Raw genomic sequence first — 19,710 nt, 5'->3', positions numbered from 1 at the left:
CCACGGGATGTGGATCGCGCCCGACCCTGACGCGGGCGGCCTGACCCGCACCGTCACCGGGCATGACCAGACGGGCGCCGAGGTCTCGCTTGCCGTGGTCGAGGAACGGCCGCTGACCATCTACCTCAACGCGCAGGAAATCGTGACCGCGATGACCATCGGGGATTACCCCGAATACCTCGCCGTGGGGTACCTCGCTAACCAGGGGATGCTGCCCGATCCGTCCGCAATCACCGGCGTCGATTACGATGACGAGCTGGGCGTGGTCGTCGTGCGCACCGCGCACCGCACGGATTTCGAGGAAAAGCTGAAGAAGAAGACGCGGACCTCGGGTTGCGCGGTGGGCACCGTGTTCGGTGACATGATGGAAGGGCTGGAGGGCGTGACCCTGCCGCGCGCGAAGGTGCGGACATCCGACCTTTACGCCCTTGCCGCGACGATCAACCGGTTGCCGTCGCTGTACCTGAGCGCGGGTGCGATCCACGGCACGGTGTTGTGCGAGGGCGATGTGCCGCTCGTCTACATGGAAGACGTGGGCCGGCATAACGCGGTCGACAAGATCGCGGGCTACATGCTGCGCCATGGCGTGGGCGCGGGCGACAAGCTGCTTTACACGACCGGGCGGCTGACCTCGGAAATGGTGATAAAGACGGCGCTGATGGGGATACCGGCGCTTGCCTCCCGCTCGGGCTTTACCGCGTGGGGGGTGGAGATCGCGCGGCAGGTGGGCCTGACGCTGATCGGGCGGTTGCGCGGGCAGCGGTTCGTCTGCCTTGCGGGGGAGGATCGGCTGATCCGTGACGCCGATCTTGCCGCGCAGGCGGACGAGGATCGCCGCCACCGCCGCAAGGGGGCGGGCCATGACTGAGGCGGTGACGCTGGGTCCCTACGATACAGATGCGGGGCTGATGGCGCAGGCGATGGCCTGCGCCGGGCGCGGGCGCAAGCGCGCGATCGGTGCGCCGGTCTTGCTGGCCGTGATCTTTGCCGTGTCGCTGGTAGCGGGGCAGGTGATCGGGGCGGTTGCACCGGGATTGGGTGCGTGGTTGCCGGCGTTCCTTGTCGGCATCGCGGCGGGGCTTGGCATCGCCGCGCTTTATTTCATGGTGCAGCGCAACCGCGTGCTGGCGCGCTCGCTTGCGGTCACGCGGCGGCAGGGGCCGGTCACGGCGGTGCTGGATGCCTCGGGTATCCGGTTTTCCCACAGCCTCGGCGATCGCCGCCATGCGTGGGAGGCGTTCGACGGCATGGAGGATATTCCCGGTGGTCTGTGCCTCGTGTCAGGCGGGCTGGCCTATCCGTTGCCGCGCCACGCGCTGCCCGAGGGCATGACACTGGCCGATCTGCGCGCGCGGATCGCCGCGTGGTCGGGGCTGTCATGAAACCCCTTGGCGTGATCCTTGCCGGTGGGCGGGCGACCCGGATGGGAGGCGGCGACAAGGGGTTGCTTGAGATAGAGGGCGTGCCGCTGATGCGTCACGTGATCGACCGGCTGGCGCCGCAGGTGGCGGGGCTGGCGATCAACGCCAACGGCGATCCGGCGCGGTTCGCCGCGTTCGGTCTGCCGGTGATCCCCGACAGCCTGCCGGACAGGCCGGGGCCGTTGGCGGGCGTTCTGGTGGGGCTCGACTGGGCGGCGGGCGAGGGAGCCAGCCACATCGTGACGGCGGCGGCGGACACGCCGTTCTTTCCCACCGATCTGGTCGAGAAGTTGCAGGCCGCGCATCCCGACCTCGCGCTGGCCGCGACCGAGGACGGGCGTCACCCGACCTTTGGCCTGTGGCCGGTGGCGTTGCGCGACGATCTGCGGGCGGCGCTGGAAGGGGGCTTGCGCAAGGTCGTGCTGTGGACCGACCGGCATGGCGGGGCCACGGCGATGTTTCCCGACGACGCGGCGTTCTTCAACGTGAACACGCCCGCGGACCTTGAGGTCGCGCGGGCGATGCGGTGATCGAACGGGACGGGCGCCCGGTGGCGCCGGCGCCTTATTCGCTGAGCGGCGGCAGGCCGAAGAAGACGGTGCCGGTGATCGTGTCGATGCCGTTGGCGGTGAAGACCTGGTGCATGCCGGGCACGATTTCGATGTTGATCGCTTCGTCGACGCCAAGTTCGCCGGTGGTCCAGCTGCCGTCGGCGGCCGAGGCGGTCTGCACGACGCCGGTGCCGTTGATGAAGCGGACGCGGTCGCCGTCCTCGACATAGATCACGTCGGGAAAGAAGCCGTCACCCAGCATCATCACGAAATGATCCACGGCGGCGGCGGGAGTCGCGGTACCCAGCGTGGCCGCCAGGGTCAGCGAAAGGGCAGAGATGTTGCGCAGCATGACATGCTCCTGAAGTCAGAATCGCGGCCCCACCCGTTCAGCACCCGGACATACAGACCGATTGCGGCGTAAATTTGACGGCATTCGCGGTAAATGCGCCCGGTTTCAGGGATCGGGCGCGGGAAAGCGGCGCGGGACCAGCCCCGACTGGAACCAGCGAATCGCGGTTTCCATGGAAAAGACCGGCAGGCCGGTGGCGCGGGCGATGGCGGCGGCATGGGGGACCATGTTGGTGCATTCCAGCACCAGCGCGCCAAGGTCGGGATGCGCTTTCACAAGCGCGCGGGCGGCCTCGATATTGTCGGCGCGGGCAGCGGCCACGTCCATCTCCAGCCGGTTGTCGAGGATCGCGGCGGTGAACTCGGCCCCGCCCTCGGTCGTGCCGATGGGCGTGTCGGGCGGCACTCCCGCCGCCTGCAAATGCGCCGGCGTCAGCGTCGAGCCCGAGATCGTCAGCACGCCCACCCGCTTTCCGGGCGGCAGCATGGCCGCGACCGTCGGCACCTGCATCAGCGACGAGGACAGGACCGGCACGCCGATCGCGGTGCGCAACTCGTTCTGGAAGAGGCACAGGAACCCGCAATTAGTGGCGATGCCGTCGGCCCCGTCGGCCACGAGCCCGCGCCCGGCCTCGATGAAGGTGTCGAGCGTGCCGTCACCGCCCCGGCGCACCACCCGGTCGGGCGAGGCGCCGCGCACCACGCGGTAGAGCACCGGGAAGTCCCATGTCGTGGCATTGCCGATGTCGCCGGGGATGCGCGGGAACCGGGCGTCGAGCATCAGGATGCCAAGCGCCGCGCCGGTGATCGCCTTGCCGCCAGTTGTCGTTTTCATGCCGCCTCCGGGTCGCGCGTGCCAGTTGACACGCGTGAAAGCGCCCGCGCAAGCTTGGATGCGGGGGCGCGGATGACCAACACCAACCAGATGACGGGGGCCGAGGCGCTGGTGGCGATGCTGGACGGCTATGGCGTGCGGCATGTCTTTGGCCTGTGCGGCGACACCTCGCTGCCGCTTTATGACGCCGTAGCGCGGATGGATCACGGCATCACCCATCTGCTGACCCGCGACGAGAGGCACGCGGCCTACATGGCCGACGCCTATGCCCGCGTGACGGGCCGCCCCGGCGTGTGCGAGGGGCCGTCGGGCGGCGGCGCGACCTATATCCTGCCGGGCGTGGTGGAGGCGAACGACTCGTCGATCCCCGTGCTGGCGATCACCACCGACGTGGCGACAACCAGCCGGGGGCGATACCCGCTGACCGAGCTGGACCAGCCCGCGCTGTTCGGGCCGGTGACGAAATACGCCGAAAGCCTCGACAACGCGGCGCGACTGCCCGCGACGGTACGCGCGGCGTTCCGCGCGATGGTCACGGGCCGTCCCGGTGCGGCGCATCTCGCGCTGCCCTTCGACACGCAGAAGGGGCTGGTGGAGCGGGCCGAGGTCTATGCCGATCCGCGCCACCGCACCTTTCCCGCCGACCGCGCCGCGCCCGATCCGCAGGCGGTGGCCGCGATGGCGCGGGTGCTGGCGGGGGCCGAGGCACCGCTGATCGTCTGTGGTGGTGGACCGCTTCTGGCCGGGGCCACGGCGGACCTGATGCGGGTGGCGCGGGCGCTGGGCGCGCCGGTGGCGACGACCGTGTCGGGGCAGGGGGTGGTGGCAGAAACCGATCCGCTGGCGCTGGGCGTGGTGGGATCGAATGGCGGCGTGCCCGCCACGCGCGCCGCCGTGGACGCATCGGACGTGGTCCTCTTCGTGGGCTGCCGCGCCGGGTCGGTCACGACCGAGCGCTGGCGCTCCCCCGCGCCGGGCACCACGATCTGCCATATCGACAGCGACCCGGAGGTGCCGGGCACGAACTACGCGACCGAGGCCGCGATCTGCGCTGATGCACGATTGGCGCTGGCGGCACTGGCCGATGCTTTGGAGGCCGAGGGGCCGACGCCCGGAGACGGCGCGGCGCGGGCGGCGGCGGCATGGGCCGACAAGCGCGCGGCGTTCGAGGCGCTGGCACGCTCGACCGACCGCCCGGTGCGGCCCGAGGCGGTGATCGCCGCCCTGCAGGAGGCCTTGCCCGAGAACGCGGTGATCGTGGCCGATCCGGGCACGCCGTGCCCCTACGTGTCGGCCCATTACCGTTGGCCGCGCGCGGGGCGGCACTTCATTTCGAACCGGGCACATGGCGCATTGGGTTACGCGCTGGGCGCGGCAATCGGGGCGCAGGTGGGGCGGCCCGCGGCGCAGGTCTGGGCGCTGATGGGCGACGGGTCCTTCGGGTTCGCCTGTGGCGAACTGGAGACGGTGACGCGGTACGACCTGCCGTTGAAGATGGTGGTCTTTTCCAACGCGACCTTCGGCTGGATCAAGGCGGGCCAGAAATCGGGGTTCGACGCGCGCTATCACAACGTCGATTTCGGGCGCACCGATCACGCCGCCGTCGCCGCCGCCTTCGGCGTCGCGTCTTGGCGGGTGGAGGACCCGCGCGACCTGGCCGCGACCATAGCAAAGGCACAGGCGCATCCCGGCCCCGCGCTGATCGACGTGATCGCGCAACCGTTGCAGGAGGCCGCCGCGCCGGTGTCGGAGTGGGTGGCATGATGGCGCCGCTCACCGCGATGGAGGTCTGGCACCTGCGGGTGCCTGTCACCTCGCGCCGCGACCATGGCATCGGGGCGGTGGACGGGGCTTGCGAGGTGGTGATCCTGCGGGTCGAGAGCGAGGATGGCGCGGGGTGGGGAGAGGCCTCCCCCTGGTCGGTCTTCACCGGTTCGCCCGAGGCGTCCTTTGCCGCGCTGGCGCGTTACCTGCCGCCCGTGGTGCTGGGGCGACCGGCGGCGGACCGCGCGGCGATCATGGAGGATGCGCGCCACGCCGTGGCCCACGCGACCGAGGCGAAGGCGGCGCTGGATACGGCGCTGTGCGACCTCGCGGCGCGGGCGGCGGGGGTGCCCGTCTGGGCGCTGCTTGGCGGGCGGGCGCGGGCGGAGATCCCGCTGTCGGTGTCCATCGCCAACCCGGATTTCGATGCCGACCGCGACCTGCTGGCGCGGCTGGTGGCTGACGGCGTGGGCATCGTGAAGCTGAAGGCGGGCTTTGCCGGACATGCCTTTGACGTGATGCGGTGCGAGGCGATCCGCGCCGATTTCCCCTCGCTGCGCCTGCGGGTGGATTACAACCAGGGCCTTGGCGCGGAGGAGGCGATGGGCCGGGTGCTCGACCTCGCGCAATTCGCCCCGGATTTCATCGAGCAACCGGTCAGGGGCACGTCATCGGGCCTGATGGCCCGCCTCCGTGCGGCCTGCCCGGTGCCCCTGTTGGCGGACGAATCGATCTTCGGCCCCGAGGATATGGGGCAGGCGCGCGACATCTGTGATGGCGTGTCGATCAAGATCATGAAGGCGGGCGGCCTGACCCGCGCGCAGACGGTGGCGCGGATGGCGGCGGCAGAGGGGCTGACGGCCTATGGCGGGGACATGTTCGAAACCGGGCTTGCCCATCTGGCGGGCACGCACATGATCGCCGCCACGCCCGAGATCACGCTGGGCTGCGAGTTCTACCAAGCGCGGTATTACCTTGAGGAGGATTTGCTGGAGACGCCCATTGCCTGTGACGGCGGCGCGGTGCAGGTGCCTATGGGGCCGGGACTGGGGGGCAATCCGCGCGCCGATCTGCTGAAACGCTGGGCGCAGGGGCATGCGCGGATCGGGATCGGGGACTTATCATGACAAAACGTCAATAAATTGTTGACGTAGTGTGAGGGATGCGGCCAGATTGCCGCAAGGTAAGGGAAGGATCGAGGGCGCGTGACCGGGACGGGGGCAAAGCATGTGGGGGTGATCGGGGCCGGGATCGTCGGCGTCGCCACCGCGCTGTGGCTTTTGCGAGACGGGCACAAGGTGACGCTGGTCGACCGGGCGGGGCCGGGCGAGGGCACGTCTTATGGCAATGGCGGGGTGCTGGCCTCCTGCGCGATGGTGCCGGTCACCGGGCCGGGGCTGATCCGCAAGGCGCCGGGCATGCTGTTCGACCCCGAACAGCCCCTGTTCCTGCGCTGGTCCTACCTGCCCAAGCTGATGCCGTGGCTGGCGCGGTACCTGTCGAACGCGAACGAGGCCGACACGCGGCGCATCGCCTCTGCCATCGCGGGGATCGTGGGCGACAGCCTGAGCGAGCACCAGAGCCTGTCGGCGGACACGCCCGCGGCGCGATACGTGGTGCCGTCGGATTACCTGTACCTCTACCGCGACCGCGCGGCGTTCGAGGCGGACGCCTTCGCGTGGGACATCCGCCGCACCCACGGCATCACGTGGGAGATGATGGGGGCCGACGCCTTGCGCGCATTTGACCCGATCTTTGCCCGCGACATCACCTGCGCCGTGCGCATGGGCGATCACGGGCGGATCAGCGATCCCGGCGCCTACGTCAAGGCGCTGGCGGCGGAAGCCGAACGGCTGGGCGCGCAGCTGGTCCGCGCGGAGGTCGAGGACATCGCGCGGGACAACGGCCGGGTGACCGGCCTGCGCGCGGGCGGGGAGACGATTGCCTGCGACGCGGTGGTGCTGGCCACCGGCGTCTGGTCGGGGCCGCTGGCGAAGAAGATGGGCCTGAAGGTGCCGCTGGAAAGCGAGCGTGGCTACCACATCGAATTGTGGGAGCCGTCGGCGATGCCCAAGGTGCCGGTCATGGTCGCAAGCGGCAAGTTCGTGGCCACGCCCATGGAAGGCCGGTTGCGGCTGGCGGGGGTTGTCGAATTCGGCGGGACCGATGCGGGGCCGTCGCGCGCGCCGTTCGACCTGTTGCGCCGCAACCTCGCGCGTGCGCTGCCGGACCTGCGCTGGGCGCGGGAAGAGGAATGGATGGGCCACCGCCCGGCACCGGCGGATTCGATCCCGGTGATCGGCGCGGTGCCCGGACTGGCCGGGGCCTATACCGGGTTCGGCCACCACCATATCGGGCTGACAGGCGGGCCAAGGACGGGCCGGCTGCTGGCGCAGATGATTTCGGGCAGGCAACCCAACCTTGACGTCAGCGTGTACGCTCCGTCACGGTTTACTCGCCAGACCCCGGCTCAACCGGGGCGTTATTCCAACCAGGGAGATCAAAGATGAAGAAATTGACAGCCTTTCTTGGCGCCACGGCGTTGACGGCCACCGCCGCGCTGGCGGATGGCCATGCTCAGAAATGGGACATGCCGCTTGCCTATTCCGGCTCCAACTTCCACTCGGTCACGGCGGCCGAGTTCGGCAAATGCGTGACCACCGGCACCGGTGGCGCGATCGAGATCACGACGCATCCGTCGGGCTCGCTGTTCCCGGGCGCGCAGATCAAACGCGCGATCCAGACGGGACAGGTGAACATCGGAGAGCGCCTGCTGTCAGGCCACCAGAACGAGAACGCGCTGTTCGGCTTCGACTCGGTGCCGTTCCTTGCCACCTCGTTCGACGATGCGGACAAGCTGTGGCAGGCGGCAAAAGCGCCCCTGACCGAGCTTCTGCAAAGCCAGAACCTGGTCCTTCTCTATTCCGTGCCCTGGCCGCCGCAGGGTCTTTACTTCCGGGACGAGGTCAACTCGGTCGCGGACATGAAGGGCGTGAAGTTCCGCAGCTACAACAACGCCACCTCGCGGCTGGCGGAGCTGACGGGCATGCTGCCGGTCACCATCGAGGCGGCCGAGATCAGCCAGGCCTTCGCCACCGGCGTGGCCGATTCCATGGTGTCGTCCGGCGCCACCGGGTATGACCGCAAGGTGTGGGAATCGCTGAACTATTTCTATGAAGTCGATGCGTGGCTGCCGCGCAACTACATCATGGTGAACGGCGATGCGTGGAACGGTCTGGACGACAGCCAGAAGGCCGTGATGCGCGGCTGTGCCGAGCTTGCGGAATACGCGGGCACGTGGCGGTCGAAGGAATATACCGGCTTCACGCTGGCGGGTCTGGCCGCGGGCGGCATGACCGTTGCCAAGGCGTCGGACACGCTGAAAGGCGAGTTGCAGGAGATCGGCGCGACCATGACCGCCGAATGGCTGGAAGCGGCGGGTGCCGGTGGCCAGGCCATCGTCGACGCGTTCAAGGCGGAGTGACCGGAGTAGGTCGGCTGGTTTCCAGCCGACCTGCCCCAGAAACGGTGTCGGCTGGGAACCAGCCGACCTACGGAGACGCCCGATGACCCAGATCCGCCGCGCGCTGGACGCGCTTTACCTTGCCGCGGGCGTGATGGCCGCGCTGTGCCTGATCGCCATCCTCGGCCTGATCGTGCTGCAGATGCTGGCGCGCTGGACCGGGGAGGTCTTTCCCGGCGCGCCGGAATACGCCTCTTACGCGATGGCGGCGGCGTCGTTCCTCGCCTTTGCCAACGCGCTGAACAAGGGCAGCCATATCCGCGTGTCGATCGTGCTGAACGCGCTGTCGCCGGGCGCGCGCCGGTGGCTCGACGCCTTCTGTTTCGCGGTGGGCGCGGCGGTGATGTGGTACTTCGTCTATTACGGCTACCGGTTCGTCTATTGGTCGTGGAAGTTCAAGGATGTGAGCCAGGGGCAGGACCGGACGTTGTTGTGGCAGCCGCAATCGCTGATGCTGGCGGGGGCCGTGATCCTTGCCATCGCGCTGACCGACAACCTGGTTTCGCTGCTCTTCCGTGGGCAGAACCGCATCCGTCGCGACACCGTCGACGACGCGCCGTCGCATTGAGGTTACCGTTATGTTAAGACTGACCGTTTTCCTGTTTTTCCTCGTCAGCGCGGCCCACGCGCAGGCCCTGCCCACATCCGTGCGTAAGGCCATCTCGGCCTTTGCACCCGTGTGCCTGACCGACGACATTTCAAAGCAGGCCTTTCGTCAAAGGGCGAAGAAGGCTGGCGTGCGAACGCGGGGCAAGTCAACGCCCGGCAGTTTCCAGAATGCCGTGCAGCCAGTATTTCAATTCCAGACACGGCGCAGTGACAGTGGCTGGTCCCAGTGCACCCTCTTCATGCGCGGCAAGTACTTTGATCAGGTCGTGCCTGTCATCTCCCAACAAGCCAAGCGTGCCGGGTTGAAGCTGACCGATCAGAAGTCGGGTGCGAATGAAAAGGGTCGTGGAACGAAGCTGAGTTATCGAAAAGGCGCTGACACTTATCTTCTCGACATCTTCGAGACGGAGGGCAAACGCCGCGGCAATACGATTTATGTCAAAACGACTGGTATCAGGCTGGTGATCTTGAGGAAGTGACATGGAAAACGCATCGATCATCATCCTGTTTCTCTTCGTCCTTTTCACGCTTCTCGGCACCGGCGTCTGGGTGGGTCTTGCCCTGATGGGTGTGGCCTGGGTCGGGATGGAGCTGTTCACCACCCGGCCCGTGGGCGACGTGATGCTGACGACGATCTGGTCGGCCTCGTCCTCGTGGACGCTGACGGCCCTGCCGATGTTCATCTGGATGGGAGAGATCCTTTATCGCACGCGATTGTCCGAGGACATGTTCCGGGGCCTCAGCCCGTGGATGGCGCCGTTGCCCGGCGGTCTGGTGCATACCAATATCGTCGGTTGCACGGTCTTTGCCGCCGTTTCGGGGTCGTCGGCGGCGACGCTGACCACCGTGGGGAAGATGTCGATCCCGGAACTGCGCAAGCGCAATTACCCTGAAAACATGGTGATCGGGACGCTGGCGGGCGCGGCGACGTTGGGGCTGATGATCCCGCCCTCGCTGACGCTGATCGTCTATGGTGTGACGATCAACGAATCCATCTCCAAGCTGTTCTTCGCGGGTATCCTGCCGGGGCTGATCCTTGCGGCGATGTTCATGGCCTATGTCGCGATCATGAGCCGGGTGTCGACCCGCTGGAACCCCGATGCCGAGCCGCCCCTGACCTTCGCCCAGAAGGTGGCCAATTCGCGGTTTCTGCTGCCGGTGATCTGCCTGATCCTGCTGGTGATCGGGTCGATGTACCTTGGCTTTGCCACCGCGACCGAAGCGGCGGCGTTCGGCGTGATCGGCTCGCTTGTGCTGGCGGCGTCGCAGGGGTCGCTGAACTGGACCACGTTCACCGAAAGCCTGATGGGGGCCACGCGGACCAGCGCGATGATTGCCCTGATCCTCGCGGGTGCCGCGTTCCTGTCGTTGTCGATGGGGTTCACCGGGTTGCCGCGCGGGCTGGCCGACCTGATCGCACAGTGGGACCTGACGCGGTTCGAGTTGCTGATAGTGCTCCTGGTCTTCTACATCATCCTGGGCTGTTTCCTTGACGGGATCAGTTCCGTGGTGCTGACCATGGCGGTGGTCGAGCCGATGATCCGCGAGGCGGGGATCGACCTGATCTGGTTCGGCATCTTCATCGTCGTGGTGGTCGAGATGGCGCAGATCACGCCGCCCATCGGGTTCAACCTGTTCGTGCTGCAGGGCATGACCGATCACGAGATGTCCTATATCGCCAAGGCCGCGATCCCGATGTTCCTTATCATGGTGCTGATGGTCTTCGTGCTGATCTGGTTCCCGGAAATCGCAACATGGCTGCCCGAGAATATCCGGCAGAGGTAGCGGCATTGCGCGCCGTGGGCCTGCGCCGTGGGTGACGCGCTTGCCATGCTGATCGCGCGGCAGGCGCGCTGGGTGCTGGTGGCGGGGCTGGTCGCGGGCATCGCCTTTCCGTCCGTTGCGGCGGTGCTGACGCCGTGGCTGCGCTGGATGGTGTTGGCGATCCTCGCGCTCACCGCGTTCCGGATCGGGCCGGGGCTGGTTGCGGGGCTGGGCCGGGTGGCGGGGCGCGACCTGTCACTGGTGCTAGGCCTTCAGCTTGTCTTGCCGCTGCTGGTGATCGCGGTGGCGGGGATTGCGGGGGTGTCCGGGCATCCGCTGACGCTGTCGCTGGTCCTGATGCTGGCGGCGCCTTCGATCATGTCGGCCCCCGCGCTCTGCCAGATGCTGGGCGGGACGGGCGCGCGGGCGATGGGGCTGCTGGTGCTGGGCAGCATCGCGCTGCCGGTCACCGTGGTGCCGGTCCTGTGGCTCGCCTTCGGCGGGGCGGGGTTTGTCGAGGCGGTGCGCGCGGCGCTGCTGCTGGCGCTGATCGTGGGCGGCGCGGTGGGTGCGGGGCTGGTCCTGCGGCACCTGTCGGGCGCGGTGGGCGCGCGGGCGCTGGTGCGGGTGGACGCGGCGAACGCGCTATTGCTGGCGGTGTTCGTCGTGGCGCTGATGCCGGCGGTGGCGGCGACGTGGAGCGAGAGCCCGGTGCGGCTCTTGTCGTGGCTCGGGGCGGCGTTCGCGGCGAATATCGGCGTGCAACTGGTGGCGTGGCGGTGGAGCGGGTCGGTCGACGTGGCGGTGGTGGCGGGCAACCGCAACATGTCGCTCTTCCTCGTGGCGCTGGACCCTGTCACGATGGCGCCGGTGCTGGCCTTCCTTGGCTGCTACCAGATCCCGATGTTCCTGACGCCGCTTCTGATGGCGCGGGTGTACCAAAAGGAGCGCGGCTGATGCCGCGCGCTTGGGTCTGGCGCGAAGGTGGCGGGCCGGCGGCCATTTTGACCGCGCGGGGAGCGTGGGGCGGGCCGGCCCTCCGGGGGACATATTTTCAAAGAGAAGAAGCGGTCAGAGTTCGCCGGCTTCCTCGAGCACGCGGCGGGCGACGCGGAAGCATTCGAGCGCCATGGGCACGCCGCAATAGATGCCGATGACGTGGATGATGGCGCGGATTTCCTCCTTGGAGACGCCGTTGGTCAGCGCGCCGCGGCAGTGGGTTTCCCATTCGTGCAGGCGGCCGAGCGCGCCGAGCATCGTGAGGTTCATCATCGAGCGCGTCTTGGCGTCGATCGCGTCGTCGCCCCAGCCGAAGCCCCAGCACCATGCGGTCATCGCTTCCTGGAAGGGGCGGGGGAAGTCGTCGGCGGCGGCGAGGTTGGCATCCACGTAGTCCGCGCCGAGGGTGGCGCGGCGTTGCGCGAGGCCGGTTTCGAAGAGGTCGGTGTCCATGTTCGTCTCCTTTGGATCGGGGCGACGATGGACGCGGGTTTTGGTGATTGCAACAGGGCGGCGTGCGTGGTGGTGTGCGGCGCATGAAGCTTTTCTCAGATGCTCGCAGGCCCGTTCATATGGGACCTTATCCGCTTGAGCGGTTGAAGCGGCGTGGGGGCGCGGCGCGGGTGGATATCCCGCGCGCGGAGCCGGTGGTGTTCAGCGATCCGAGGCGCGAGAGCATCGTGAACGCGATGGGCGAGTTCCAGGCGATGATGGATGCGATCCGGACCGGGCCGGTGAACACCGCGCGGGCGGAGATACCGGCTGACCCGCGCGCGCGGGCGGAGCATCTGAAGGCGTTCGGCTATTTCAGCGACGCGTCGATGGTGGGGATCGGGCCGGTGCCAACCGAGGCGCGGCTGGCGGAGCCGTGGGTGAACCCGGAGGTGGCAAGGTTGGCCGAGGCGTTACGCACGCGGCAGACCAAGACGCTGGCCTCGGGCATCGACGTGATCATGGCGGAGTTGAAGGAGGCGATGAGCGCGCCGCCGGAGCCGATGGGAGAGCATCCCACCGCGCTGGTCTTTCTGATCGAGCATCATCGCGACCCAAAGCCGGACGAGCCGGGATACGGGTGGATCGCGGGCGCGCAGGCGCAGCGGGCCTGCCTGCGCGGGGCCGAGATCGCGGTGGTGCTGGCTCAGTATATCCGTCTTCTGGGCTGGCAGGCGCGGGCGCATACGGGTGCGGCCTCGGACGTGGACCTTGCGCTGGTGGCCGAGGCGGCGGGGCTGACCGAGGGCGGCGAAGCGCCGTGGCTGGGTGAACGGTTCGGGCTGGCCTGCGTGACGACGGACATGGAGCTGGCGCATGACCGGCCGCTGGCGGCGATGGCGGAGCAGCCGGTGCAGCGGCCCGGCTGGTGGCTGGGCATGGGGCATGCGAAGTCGGCGCTGAACCGCGATCCCTATCGGCGGCGGGATTACGCGCAGGGCGCGCATCCGTTCGAGACGCTGAAGCGGGTGGATGAGCCCACCACCTATATCGACGAGGCGCGCGTGGCGCGGGTTCCGAAGCGCGCCGACATGTTCGCGCGGGCGCAATTCGGGGACATGGGCAAGTCCGTGCAGGACGGGGCGAAGGGCGGGCATTATGCGCGGAAGGCCGCGCCGTCCTTTGCGCAGCGGCGGGCGCTGGGGGCTTTCGTGCTGTTGCAGGACGGGGAGCCCGCGCCGGACCCGGTGCCGCTGTCGCCGGAAGAGGCGAGCGCGGGGATCAAGGCGGCGAGCTATTTCCTGGGTGTGGATGCGGTGGGCGTCAGCCGCTGTCCGGACTGGACGTGGTACAGCCATGACGCGCGGGGCGATCCGATCGTGCCCAGCCAGGGCGAAGCCGTGTCGATGATCGTCGACCAGGGGTTCGAGACGATGGAGGGCGCATCGGGCGACGACTGGATCAGCGTCGCGCAGTCGATGCGGGCGTATCTGCGGTTCTCGCTGCTGGGTGGGGTGATTGCCAAGCATCTGAGAAACCTCGGCTATGCGGCCAAGGCGCATACGGTGATGGACGGGGAGGTGCTGCAGCCTCCGCTTCTGCTTTTGTCGGGGCTGGGGGAGGTGAGCCGGATCGGGGAGGTGATTTTGAACCCCTTCCTGGGGCCGCGGCTGAAGTCCGGCGTGGTGACGACAGACCTGCCCTTGGCGCATGACAGGCCCATCGATTTCGGCCTCCAGCGGTTCTGCGAGAGCTGCAACAAGTGCGCGCGGGAATGTCCGTCGGGGGCGATTACCGCTGGGCCGAAGCTGATGTTCAACGGCTACGAGATCTGGAAATCCGACAGCCAGAAATGCGCGACCTACCGGATCACCACGCCCGGTGGCGCGATGTGTGGGCGGTGCATGAAGACCTGTCCGTGGAACCTGGAGGGGCTCTTTGCCGAACGCCCGTTCCGCTGGGCGGCGATGAACGTGCCGGCGGCCGCGCCCGTTCTGGCGAAGCTGGACGATGCTGCCGGGCGGGGCGGGTTGAACGACGTCAAGAAGTGGTGGTGGGATATCGAGTTGCAGGAGGACGGGGCGTACCGTCCGTCGAAACATGCGCTCAATCGCAGGGGGTTACAGAAAGACCTCGACCTCAGGTACGAGGACCAGACGCTCGCCGTCTACCCCGCGCCGCTGGCGCCTCCGCCCTGGCCGTACCCGTTCCCGATGGACCGAGAGGCGGGGATCGAGGCGTACCAGGCCATGGTCACGGCGCGGGAATACAAGCTGCGGCTGGAGCGGGGGGATGACAGCGCGGTGCATCGCTTTACCGTGCCGGGGGACGCGCCGGTGCTGCCGGTCGTGGTGGCGGGGGTGGAGCGGCTGACGGAGGATATCACGCGCTACGTGCTGCGCGATCCCGAGGGGCGGGATTTGCCGGAATGGACGGCGGGTGGGCATCTGGATATCGTCGTCGCGCCGGAATTCCTGCGGCAATACTCGATGTGCGGCGATCCGGCGGACCGGTCGCAATACGAGATCGCGGTGCTGCGGGAGGATGCGGGCGAGGGCGGATCGGCCCTGATGCACCGGATCTTCAGCGAGGGGCGGCGCATCTTCATCTCGAAGCCGATCAAACATTTTGATCTTGTTGAAAACGCGCCGTTTTCGCTGCTGATGGGGGGCGGGATCGGGATCACGCCGATGGTGGCCTTTGCCCACCGCCTGCACGCGCTGGGCCGCGATTTCGCGCTGCATTACTCGGTTCCGAGCCGCGCCCGCGCGGGGTTCGAGGCGATGCTGAAAGCCGCGCCATGGGCCGGGAAGGTACAGGTGCACGTGTCGGAGGAGGGGACGCGGGCGGATCTGCCGGGCCTCATGGCCGGGCTGCCCGAGGGCGCGCATGTCTATACCTGCGGACCCGACGCCTACATGGACGCGGTGATGGAGGCGGCGGAGGCGGCGGGCGTGCCGGAAGAGGCGCGGCACCTGGAGTATTTCTCGGTCCCCGAAGCGCCGGAATATGAAAACCACCCCTTCACGGTGAAGCTGAGCGATGGGCGGCGGTTCGAGGTGGCGGCGGACCAGACGGCGGCGGACGTGCTGAACGCGGGTGGCTGCAAGGTGGACGTGAAGTGTTCGGACGGGATCTGCGGGGTCTGCAAGGCGCGGCTGGTCTCGGGCGAGGTGGAGCATCGCGATTTCGTGCTGTCGAAGGCGCAGCGCAAGGATGCGATCATCCTGTGCCAGAGCCGCGCGGCGGAACCGGGTGGAGAGATCGAGGTGGAGCTATGAACGTGCGGATGCTGGTCGATTGCCGGTGTGAACTGGGCGAGGGCGTGCATTGGCGCGTGGCGGATGCGCGGGTCTACTGGACGGACATCCATGGCGCGGCGCTCTGGTCCTGCGACGTGGAGGGCGGTGCGGTGCGGCGGGTGCCGCTGGCGGCGGACCTGTGTTCCTTTGCCTTCGATGCCGACGGCGGGGCGCTGGGGGCGTTCAAGGATGGCCTGTGTCGGTTTGATCCCGACACGGGCGAGCGGCGGATGCTGCGGCCCTACATGCCCGATGCGCGGAAGACGCGGATGAATGACGGCACGCTCGACCGGCAGGGGCGGTTCGTCGTGGGCGGGATAGATGAAGAGAACCTTGCCCCCATCTGCCCGGTCTGGCGCGCGGGCCCTGACGTGGTGGAGGTGGCGGACCCGGTGGGGATCGCCAATTCCATCGCCTTTTCGCCCGACGGCGCGGTGATGTACCTGACCGACACGCCCACCGGCCTGATCCGGGCCTATGATTATGACACCGCGCGTGGCCTCACCGGCGCTGGCCGCGATTTCGCACGGGTGGAAAACGGCTTGCCGGACGGATCGGCAGTGGATGCCGACGGGCGGCTCTGGACGGCGATCTGGGAGGGGTTCCGGGTGGAGGCGCGGGACGGCTCGGGCGCTGTGGTGGCGCAGGTGGAGGTGCCGGTGCCGCAGGTGACCTGCGTGGCCTTCGGCGGGCCGGACCTGCGGCGCATGTTCATCACCACGGCGCGGCAGGGCATGGACGCGGGCGCGCTTGCGGCGCAGCCGATGTCGGGCAGCCTTTTTGCCATCGACCTCGACACGCCCGGCTTGCCACACGGGGTCTATACCGGCGGCTACGAGTTTTGACGGGGGGTCGGCTGGCAAGCAGCCGACCTACGCGCGGTGATGTAGGTCGGCTGCTCGTCAGCCGACCCCCTCGGTCACAACGAAATCGGCGACATCACCTCGGGTTCGATCACCTGTACGCCCGGAAGGGCGGCGGCCAGCGCGTCGGCGGATTGTTCGAGGATCGGGAAGGTGCGGTAATGGCCGGGGATCACCGTCCTGAAGTCGAACCAGCGCTTCGCGGCATAGGCCGCCTGCGCCATGTCCATCGTGAAATGCCCGCCCGCCGACAGGATGCCGATATCGGGTTTGTAGTAATCCCCGATCCATTCCATGTCGGCCATCAGCGCCGTGTCGCCCGAGAAATAGACGGTGCGCCCCCCCGCCTGGAGGACATATCCGACCTCGGACCCGGCGGCCTTGGGCCCCTCGGGCGAGGCGAAGGTCGAGGAATGCGAGGCCGGCACCATGCTGACCGCGACGCCTGCGCACTCCACCGTGCCACCCTTGTTGAAGCCGACGGTGTCGATCCCCTCGGCCTCTGCCCAGTGGGACATCAGGTCATACTGGCCCACCACCGGCACACCCAGCTTGCGCGCAAGCGTCAGGATGTCGGCGGCGTGGTCGAAATGCGCATGGGTCAGCACGATATGCGTCGCGCCGTTCGTGGCGCTGTCATGCACGGTCTCGGGCAGGACGGGATTGCCCGTCAGCCATGGATCGACCAGCAGCACCGCCTCTCCCATTTCGATCCGGAAAGACCCGTGGCCCAGCCATGTGATTTCCATGTTCCAACCTCCCGCGCTTTGGTCCAGCTTGGCCCCTGACAGGGAGGGGCGTCAATGAACTGGACCGAGCAGATCGACATTTACTGCGAGCGGACGGATTTCACCTTCTGGTCGGAACCGCTGAACGCGCTGACGAACCTGCTGTATCTTGCAGGCGCGATCTGGATGTACCGCCGCACGCGGGGGGACGGGTTGCCCATCGCCACCGGGCTGGCGGTGCTTCTGGGCCTGATCGCCATCGGATCGTTCCTGTTCCACACCACGGCGACGCAATGGGCGTCGCTGGCCGATACCGCGCCGATTGGCCTCTTCATCCTGCTCTACCTGTTCGCGGTGAACCGCGATTTCCTTGAGCGGCTGTGGTGGCAGGCGGGGCTGATGACGGCCGCCTTCATTCCCTATGCCGCGATCATGGTGCCGCTGCTGAACAAGGTGCAGTTCTTCGCCACGTCGAACTTCTACTGGACGGTGCCCTTGCTGCTGTTCGCCTACGCCCCCTTCGTCGCGCGCAAGCGGGCAGAGACGGCGTGGGGCATGGTCGCGGGCGGGCTGTTGCTGAGCGTGTCGATCACCGTGCGGTCCTATGACGAGACCCTGTGCGAGGTCTGGCCCATCGGCACGCATTTCATCTGGCACGCGCTGAACGCGATCATGTTGCCGTGGATGATCGAGGTCTATCGCCGCCACATGCTTGTGAAGCGTGCCGCGCTTCGCTAGACCCGCGCGAGACCCGAATTCGGAGGCATTCCATGTCCATCGATACACAGACCGCAGCACGGGTGGCCAAGCTCGCCCGTATCAAGGTCGAAGACGACCAGTTGCCCGCGCTGGCGCAGGAATTCAGCGCGATCCTCGGCTTTATCGAGCAGTTGAACGAGGTGGATGTCGACGGCGTCGAGCCGATGGTGTCGGTCACGCCGATGCGCCTGAAGCGGCGCAAGGATGGCGTCACCGACGGGGACCGGCAGGACAAGATCCTGTCGAACGCGCCCGATGCGCGCGAGGGGTTCTTTGCCGTGCCGAAGGTGGTGGAATGAGCGATCTGAACAAGATGACCATCGCCGCCGCGCGCGACGCGCTGCGCGCGGGCGAGGTGACGAGCGCCGAACTGACCGAGGCTTGCCTGACGGCGATCGACGGCGCCGATGCGCTGGGCGCCTTCGTGCACAAGACGCCCGAGATCGCGATGGAGCGGGCGAAAGCCGCCGACGCGCGGCTGCAAGGGCGCGAGGAGGCGCCGGCCATGTGCGGCATCCCCGTGGGGATCAAGGACCTGTTCTGCACCAAGGGCGTGGCCTCTCAAGCCGCGTCGCGCATCCTTGAAGGGTTCAGGCCGGAATACGAATCCACCGTCTCCCAGAACCTCGCCGATGCGGGCGCGGTCATGCTGGGCAAGCTGAACATGGACGAGTTCGCCATGGGGTCGTCGAACGAGACCTCCGTTTATGGCAACGCGGTCAACCCGTGGCGTGCGGGCAATTCGGATGCGGGCCTGACGCCCGGTGGATCGTCGGGCGGGTCCGCCAGCGCTGTGGCCGCCGATCTATGCCTTGCGGCGACGGGCACCGATACCGGCGGGTCGATCCGTCAGCCCGCCGCCTTCACAGGGATCACGGGGATCAAGCCGACCTACGGGCGCTGTTCGCGCTGGGGGATCGTGGCGTTCGCGTCCTCGCTCGACCAGGCGGGGCCGATGACCAAGGACGTGCGCGATGCGGCGATCATGCTGCAGGCGATGTGTTCGCACGACCCCAAGGACAGCACCTCGGCCGATCTGCCTGTCCCCGATTTCGAGGCGGCGCTGACCGGCGACATCAAGGGCAAGACCATCGGTATCCCCAGGGAATACCGCATGGACGGGATGCCAGACGAGATCGAAACGCTCTGGGCGCAAGGCACCGAGATGCTGCGCGACGCGGGCGCGAAGATCGTCGATATCTCCCTGCCGCACACGAAATACGCTTTGCCCGCCTATTACGTGATCGCGCCGGCAGAGGCGTCTTCGAACCTCGCGCGGTATGACGGCGTGCGCTACGGGCGTCGGGCCGCGCTCAGCCAAGGCGACGGCATCACCGAGATGTACGAAAAGACCCGCGCCGAAGGGTTCGGGGCCGAGGTGCAGCGCCGCGTGATGATCGGCACCTACGTGCTGTCGGCGGGCTTCTACGACGCCTATTACAACCGCGCGCGCAAGGTGCGGACGCTGATCAAGAAGGATTTCGAGGACGTCTTCGCGCAAGGCGTTGACGCGATCCTGACGCCCGCCACGCCGTCCGCCGCGTTCGAACTGGGCAAGACTTTTGACGACCCGGTGCAGATGTACCTCAACGACGTCTTCACCGTGACGGTGAACCTTGCCGGGCTGCCGGGAATTTCGGTGCCCGCGGGGCTCGATGCGCAGGGGCTGCCCTTGGGCCTGCAACTGATCGGGCGTCCATGGGAGGAAGGCGATCTGCTGAACACCGCCTACGCGCTGGAACAGGCGGCCGGATTTGTGGCGAAGCCCGCGAAATGGTGGTAAACCCCCGCGCAAAACTCGGGCAGGAG

20 protein-coding genes are annotated in these 19,710 nt (G+C 67.7%); 16 read left to right on the top strand and 4 right to left on the bottom strand.

The window, feature by feature from the left end:
- The first annotated feature begins 7 nt into the window (after positions 1 to 7).
- Genes ATO11_RS16240 through mobA form a run of 3 tightly spaced genes read left to right on the top strand, consistent with a single transcriptional unit; the run spans position 8 to position 1,951 of the window.
- Positions 8 to 868, top strand: a complete 861-nt coding sequence (locus tag ATO11_RS16240) for a formate dehydrogenase accessory sulfurtransferase FdhD (protein WP_050531965.1) — start codon at positions 8 to 10, stop codon at positions 866 to 868.
- The gene (locus ATO11_RS16235) at positions 861 to 1,382 is read left to right on the top strand and encodes a YcxB family protein (protein WP_050531964.1); all 522 of its coding nucleotides are present in this window, start codon (positions 861 to 863) and stop codon (positions 1,380 to 1,382) included. The genes ATO11_RS16240 and ATO11_RS16235 overlap by 8 nt, the downstream gene beginning before the upstream one ends.
- Complete coding sequence (gene mobA, locus ATO11_RS16230) at positions 1,379 to 1,951, top strand: molybdenum cofactor guanylyltransferase MobA (protein WP_050531963.1); 573 nt, start codon at positions 1,379 to 1,381, stop codon at positions 1,949 to 1,951. The genes ATO11_RS16235 and mobA overlap by 4 nt, the downstream gene beginning before the upstream one ends.
- Positions 1,952 to 1,985: 34 nt before the next feature.
- On the opposite strand, the gene ATO11_RS16225 is transcribed toward mobA, so the two are convergent.
- Complete coding sequence (locus ATO11_RS16225) at positions 1,986 to 2,324, bottom strand: cupredoxin domain-containing protein (RefSeq protein WP_050531962.1); 339 nt, start codon at positions 2,322 to 2,324, stop codon at positions 1,986 to 1,988.
- Between the two features lie 105 nt (positions 2,325 to 2,429).
- Entirely contained in the window at positions 2,430 to 3,158 is a 729-nt protein-coding gene (locus ATO11_RS16220; protein ID WP_050531961.1) for an aspartate/glutamate racemase family protein, read from the bottom strand.
- A gap of 72 nt (positions 3,159 to 3,230) precedes the next feature.
- Between ATO11_RS16220 and ATO11_RS16215 the strand changes: the two genes are divergently transcribed.
- From ATO11_RS16215 to ATO11_RS16180, 8 genes are all read left to right on the top strand, one after another.
- Entirely contained in the window at positions 3,231 to 4,922 is a 1,692-nt protein-coding gene (locus ATO11_RS16215) for a thiamine pyrophosphate-binding protein (RefSeq protein ID WP_050532099.1), read from the top strand.
- The gene (locus ATO11_RS16210; RefSeq protein WP_050531960.1) at positions 4,919 to 6,049 is read left to right on the top strand and encodes an enolase C-terminal domain-like protein; all 1,131 of its coding nucleotides are present in this window, start codon (positions 4,919 to 4,921) and stop codon (positions 6,047 to 6,049) included. Before ATO11_RS16215 ends, ATO11_RS16210 begins: the two co-directional genes overlap by 4 nt.
- Positions 6,050 to 6,127: 78 nt before the next feature.
- Positions 6,128 to 7,432 (top strand): NAD(P)/FAD-dependent oxidoreductase, encoded by a 1,305-nt coding sequence (locus ATO11_RS16205; RefSeq protein WP_050531959.1) that lies wholly within the window; start codon positions 6,128 to 6,130, stop codon positions 7,430 to 7,432.
- Entirely contained in the window at positions 7,429 to 8,406 is a 978-nt protein-coding gene (locus tag ATO11_RS16200; RefSeq protein ID WP_050531958.1) for a TRAP transporter substrate-binding protein, read from the top strand. Before ATO11_RS16205 ends, ATO11_RS16200 begins: the two co-directional genes overlap by 4 nt.
- 82 nt (positions 8,407 to 8,488) lie before the next feature.
- Positions 8,489 to 9,013, top strand: a complete 525-nt coding sequence (locus ATO11_RS16195) for a TRAP transporter small permease (protein ID WP_050531957.1) — start codon at positions 8,489 to 8,491, stop codon at positions 9,011 to 9,013.
- A gap of 10 nt (positions 9,014 to 9,023) precedes the next feature.
- Entirely contained in the window at positions 9,024 to 9,533 is a 510-nt protein-coding gene (locus tag ATO11_RS16190) for a hypothetical protein (protein ID WP_050531956.1), read from the top strand.
- Position 9,534: 1 nt separating this feature from the next.
- Entirely contained in the window at positions 9,535 to 10,839 is a 1,305-nt protein-coding gene (locus ATO11_RS16185; RefSeq protein WP_050531955.1) for a TRAP transporter large permease, read from the top strand.
- Between the two features lie 27 nt (positions 10,840 to 10,866).
- A complete protein-coding gene (locus ATO11_RS16180) occupies positions 10,867 to 11,775 on the top strand; it encodes a hypothetical protein (RefSeq protein ID WP_050531954.1) in 909 nt (302 codons plus the stop codon).
- 114 nt (positions 11,776 to 11,889) lie between these two features.
- Here the strand turns inward: ATO11_RS16180 and ATO11_RS16175 are convergent, their stop codons facing one another.
- Positions 11,890 to 12,270: a carboxymuconolactone decarboxylase family protein gene (locus ATO11_RS16175; protein WP_050531953.1), complete on the bottom strand. Its 381-nt coding sequence runs from the start codon at positions 12,268 to 12,270 to the stop codon at positions 11,890 to 11,892.
- An 83-nt stretch (positions 12,271 to 12,353) separates the two neighbouring features.
- Between ATO11_RS16175 and ATO11_RS16170 the strand changes: the two genes are divergently transcribed.
- Positions 12,354 to 15,530: a 2Fe-2S iron-sulfur cluster-binding protein gene (locus ATO11_RS16170; protein ID WP_050531952.1), complete on the top strand. Its 3,177-nt coding sequence runs from the start codon at positions 12,354 to 12,356 to the stop codon at positions 15,528 to 15,530.
- Entirely contained in the window at positions 15,527 to 16,396 is an 870-nt protein-coding gene (locus ATO11_RS16165; protein WP_050531951.1) for an SMP-30/gluconolactonase/LRE family protein, read from the top strand. The genes ATO11_RS16170 and ATO11_RS16165 overlap by 4 nt, the downstream gene beginning before the upstream one ends.
- A gap of 74 nt (positions 16,397 to 16,470) precedes the next feature.
- Here the strand turns inward: ATO11_RS16165 and ATO11_RS16160 are convergent, their stop codons facing one another.
- A complete protein-coding gene (locus ATO11_RS16160; RefSeq protein ID WP_050531950.1) occupies positions 16,471 to 17,163 on the bottom strand; it encodes a metal-dependent hydrolase in 693 nt (230 codons plus the stop codon).
- A gap of 54 nt (positions 17,164 to 17,217) precedes the next feature.
- On the opposite strand from ATO11_RS16160, the gene ATO11_RS16155 reads away from it, so the two are divergent.
- The 3 genes from ATO11_RS16155 to gatA are packed head-to-tail and all read left to right on the top strand — an operon-like array spanning position 17,218 to position 19,684.
- Entirely contained in the window at positions 17,218 to 17,880 is a 663-nt protein-coding gene (locus ATO11_RS16155) for a ceramidase domain-containing protein (RefSeq protein WP_050531949.1), read from the top strand.
- 32 nt (positions 17,881 to 17,912) lie between these two features.
- Entirely contained in the window at positions 17,913 to 18,200 is a 288-nt protein-coding gene (gene gatC, locus ATO11_RS16150; RefSeq protein ID WP_050531948.1) for an Asp-tRNA(Asn)/Glu-tRNA(Gln) amidotransferase subunit GatC, read from the top strand.
- Positions 18,197 to 19,684, top strand: a complete 1,488-nt coding sequence (gene gatA, locus ATO11_RS16145) for an Asp-tRNA(Asn)/Glu-tRNA(Gln) amidotransferase subunit GatA (protein ID WP_050531947.1) — start codon at positions 18,197 to 18,199, stop codon at positions 19,682 to 19,684. The genes gatC and gatA overlap by 4 nt, the downstream gene beginning before the upstream one ends.
- Positions 19,685 to 19,710: the final 26 nt, after the last annotated feature.

The sequence above is a fragment of the Pseudaestuariivita atlantica genome, from assembly GCF_001205715.1.
Lineage (GTDB): Bacteria > Pseudomonadota > Alphaproteobacteria > Rhodobacterales > Rhodobacteraceae > Pseudaestuariivita > Pseudaestuariivita atlantica.
Note: the sequence above shows the minus strand (reverse complement) of the source record. Positions and strands in the feature narration are given on the sequence as shown.

Bases quoted from the DNA above. Each gene is read 5' to 3' on its own strand.
- ATO11_RS16240 (WP_050531965.1), top strand. From the start codon at position 8: ATGTGGATCGCGCCCGACCCTGACGCGGGCGGCCTGACCCGCACCGTC.
- ATO11_RS16235 (WP_050531964.1), top strand. From the start codon at position 861: ATGACTGAGGCGGTGACGCTGGGTCCCTACGATACAGATGCGGGGCTG.
- mobA (WP_050531963.1), top strand. From the start codon at position 1,379: ATGAAACCCCTTGGCGTGATCCTTGCCGGTGGGCGGGCGACCCGGATG.
- ATO11_RS16225 (WP_050531962.1), bottom strand. From the start codon at position 2,324: ATGCTGCGCAACATCTCTGCCCTTTCGCTGACCCTGGCGGCCACGCTG.
- ATO11_RS16220 (WP_050531961.1), bottom strand. From the start codon at position 3,158: ATGAAAACGACAACTGGCGGCAAGGCGATCACCGGCGCGGCGCTTGGC.
- ATO11_RS16215 (WP_050532099.1), top strand. From the start codon at position 3,231: ATGACCAACACCAACCAGATGACGGGGGCCGAGGCGCTGGTGGCGATG.
- ATO11_RS16210 (WP_050531960.1), top strand. From the start codon at position 4,919: ATGATGGCGCCGCTCACCGCGATGGAGGTCTGGCACCTGCGGGTGCCT.
- ATO11_RS16200 (WP_050531958.1), top strand. From the start codon at position 7,429: ATGAAGAAATTGACAGCCTTTCTTGGCGCCACGGCGTTGACGGCCACC.
- ATO11_RS16195 (WP_050531957.1), top strand. From the start codon at position 8,489: ATGACCCAGATCCGCCGCGCGCTGGACGCGCTTTACCTTGCCGCGGGC.
- ATO11_RS16190 (WP_050531956.1), top strand. From the start codon at position 9,024: ATGTTAAGACTGACCGTTTTCCTGTTTTTCCTCGTCAGCGCGGCCCAC.
- ATO11_RS16185 (WP_050531955.1), top strand. From the start codon at position 9,535: ATGGAAAACGCATCGATCATCATCCTGTTTCTCTTCGTCCTTTTCACG.
- ATO11_RS16175 (WP_050531953.1), bottom strand. From the start codon at position 12,270: ATGGACACCGACCTCTTCGAAACCGGCCTCGCGCAACGCCGCGCCACC.
- ATO11_RS16170 (WP_050531952.1), top strand. From the start codon at position 12,354: ATGAAGCTTTTCTCAGATGCTCGCAGGCCCGTTCATATGGGACCTTAT.
- ATO11_RS16165 (WP_050531951.1), top strand. From the start codon at position 15,527: ATGAACGTGCGGATGCTGGTCGATTGCCGGTGTGAACTGGGCGAGGGC.
- ATO11_RS16160 (WP_050531950.1), bottom strand. From the start codon at position 17,163: ATGGAAATCACATGGCTGGGCCACGGGTCTTTCCGGATCGAAATGGGA.
- ATO11_RS16155 (WP_050531949.1), top strand. From the start codon at position 17,218: ATGAACTGGACCGAGCAGATCGACATTTACTGCGAGCGGACGGATTTC.
- gatC (WP_050531948.1), top strand. From the start codon at position 17,913: ATGTCCATCGATACACAGACCGCAGCACGGGTGGCCAAGCTCGCCCGT.
- gatA (WP_050531947.1), top strand. From the start codon at position 18,197: ATGAGCGATCTGAACAAGATGACCATCGCCGCCGCGCGCGACGCGCTG.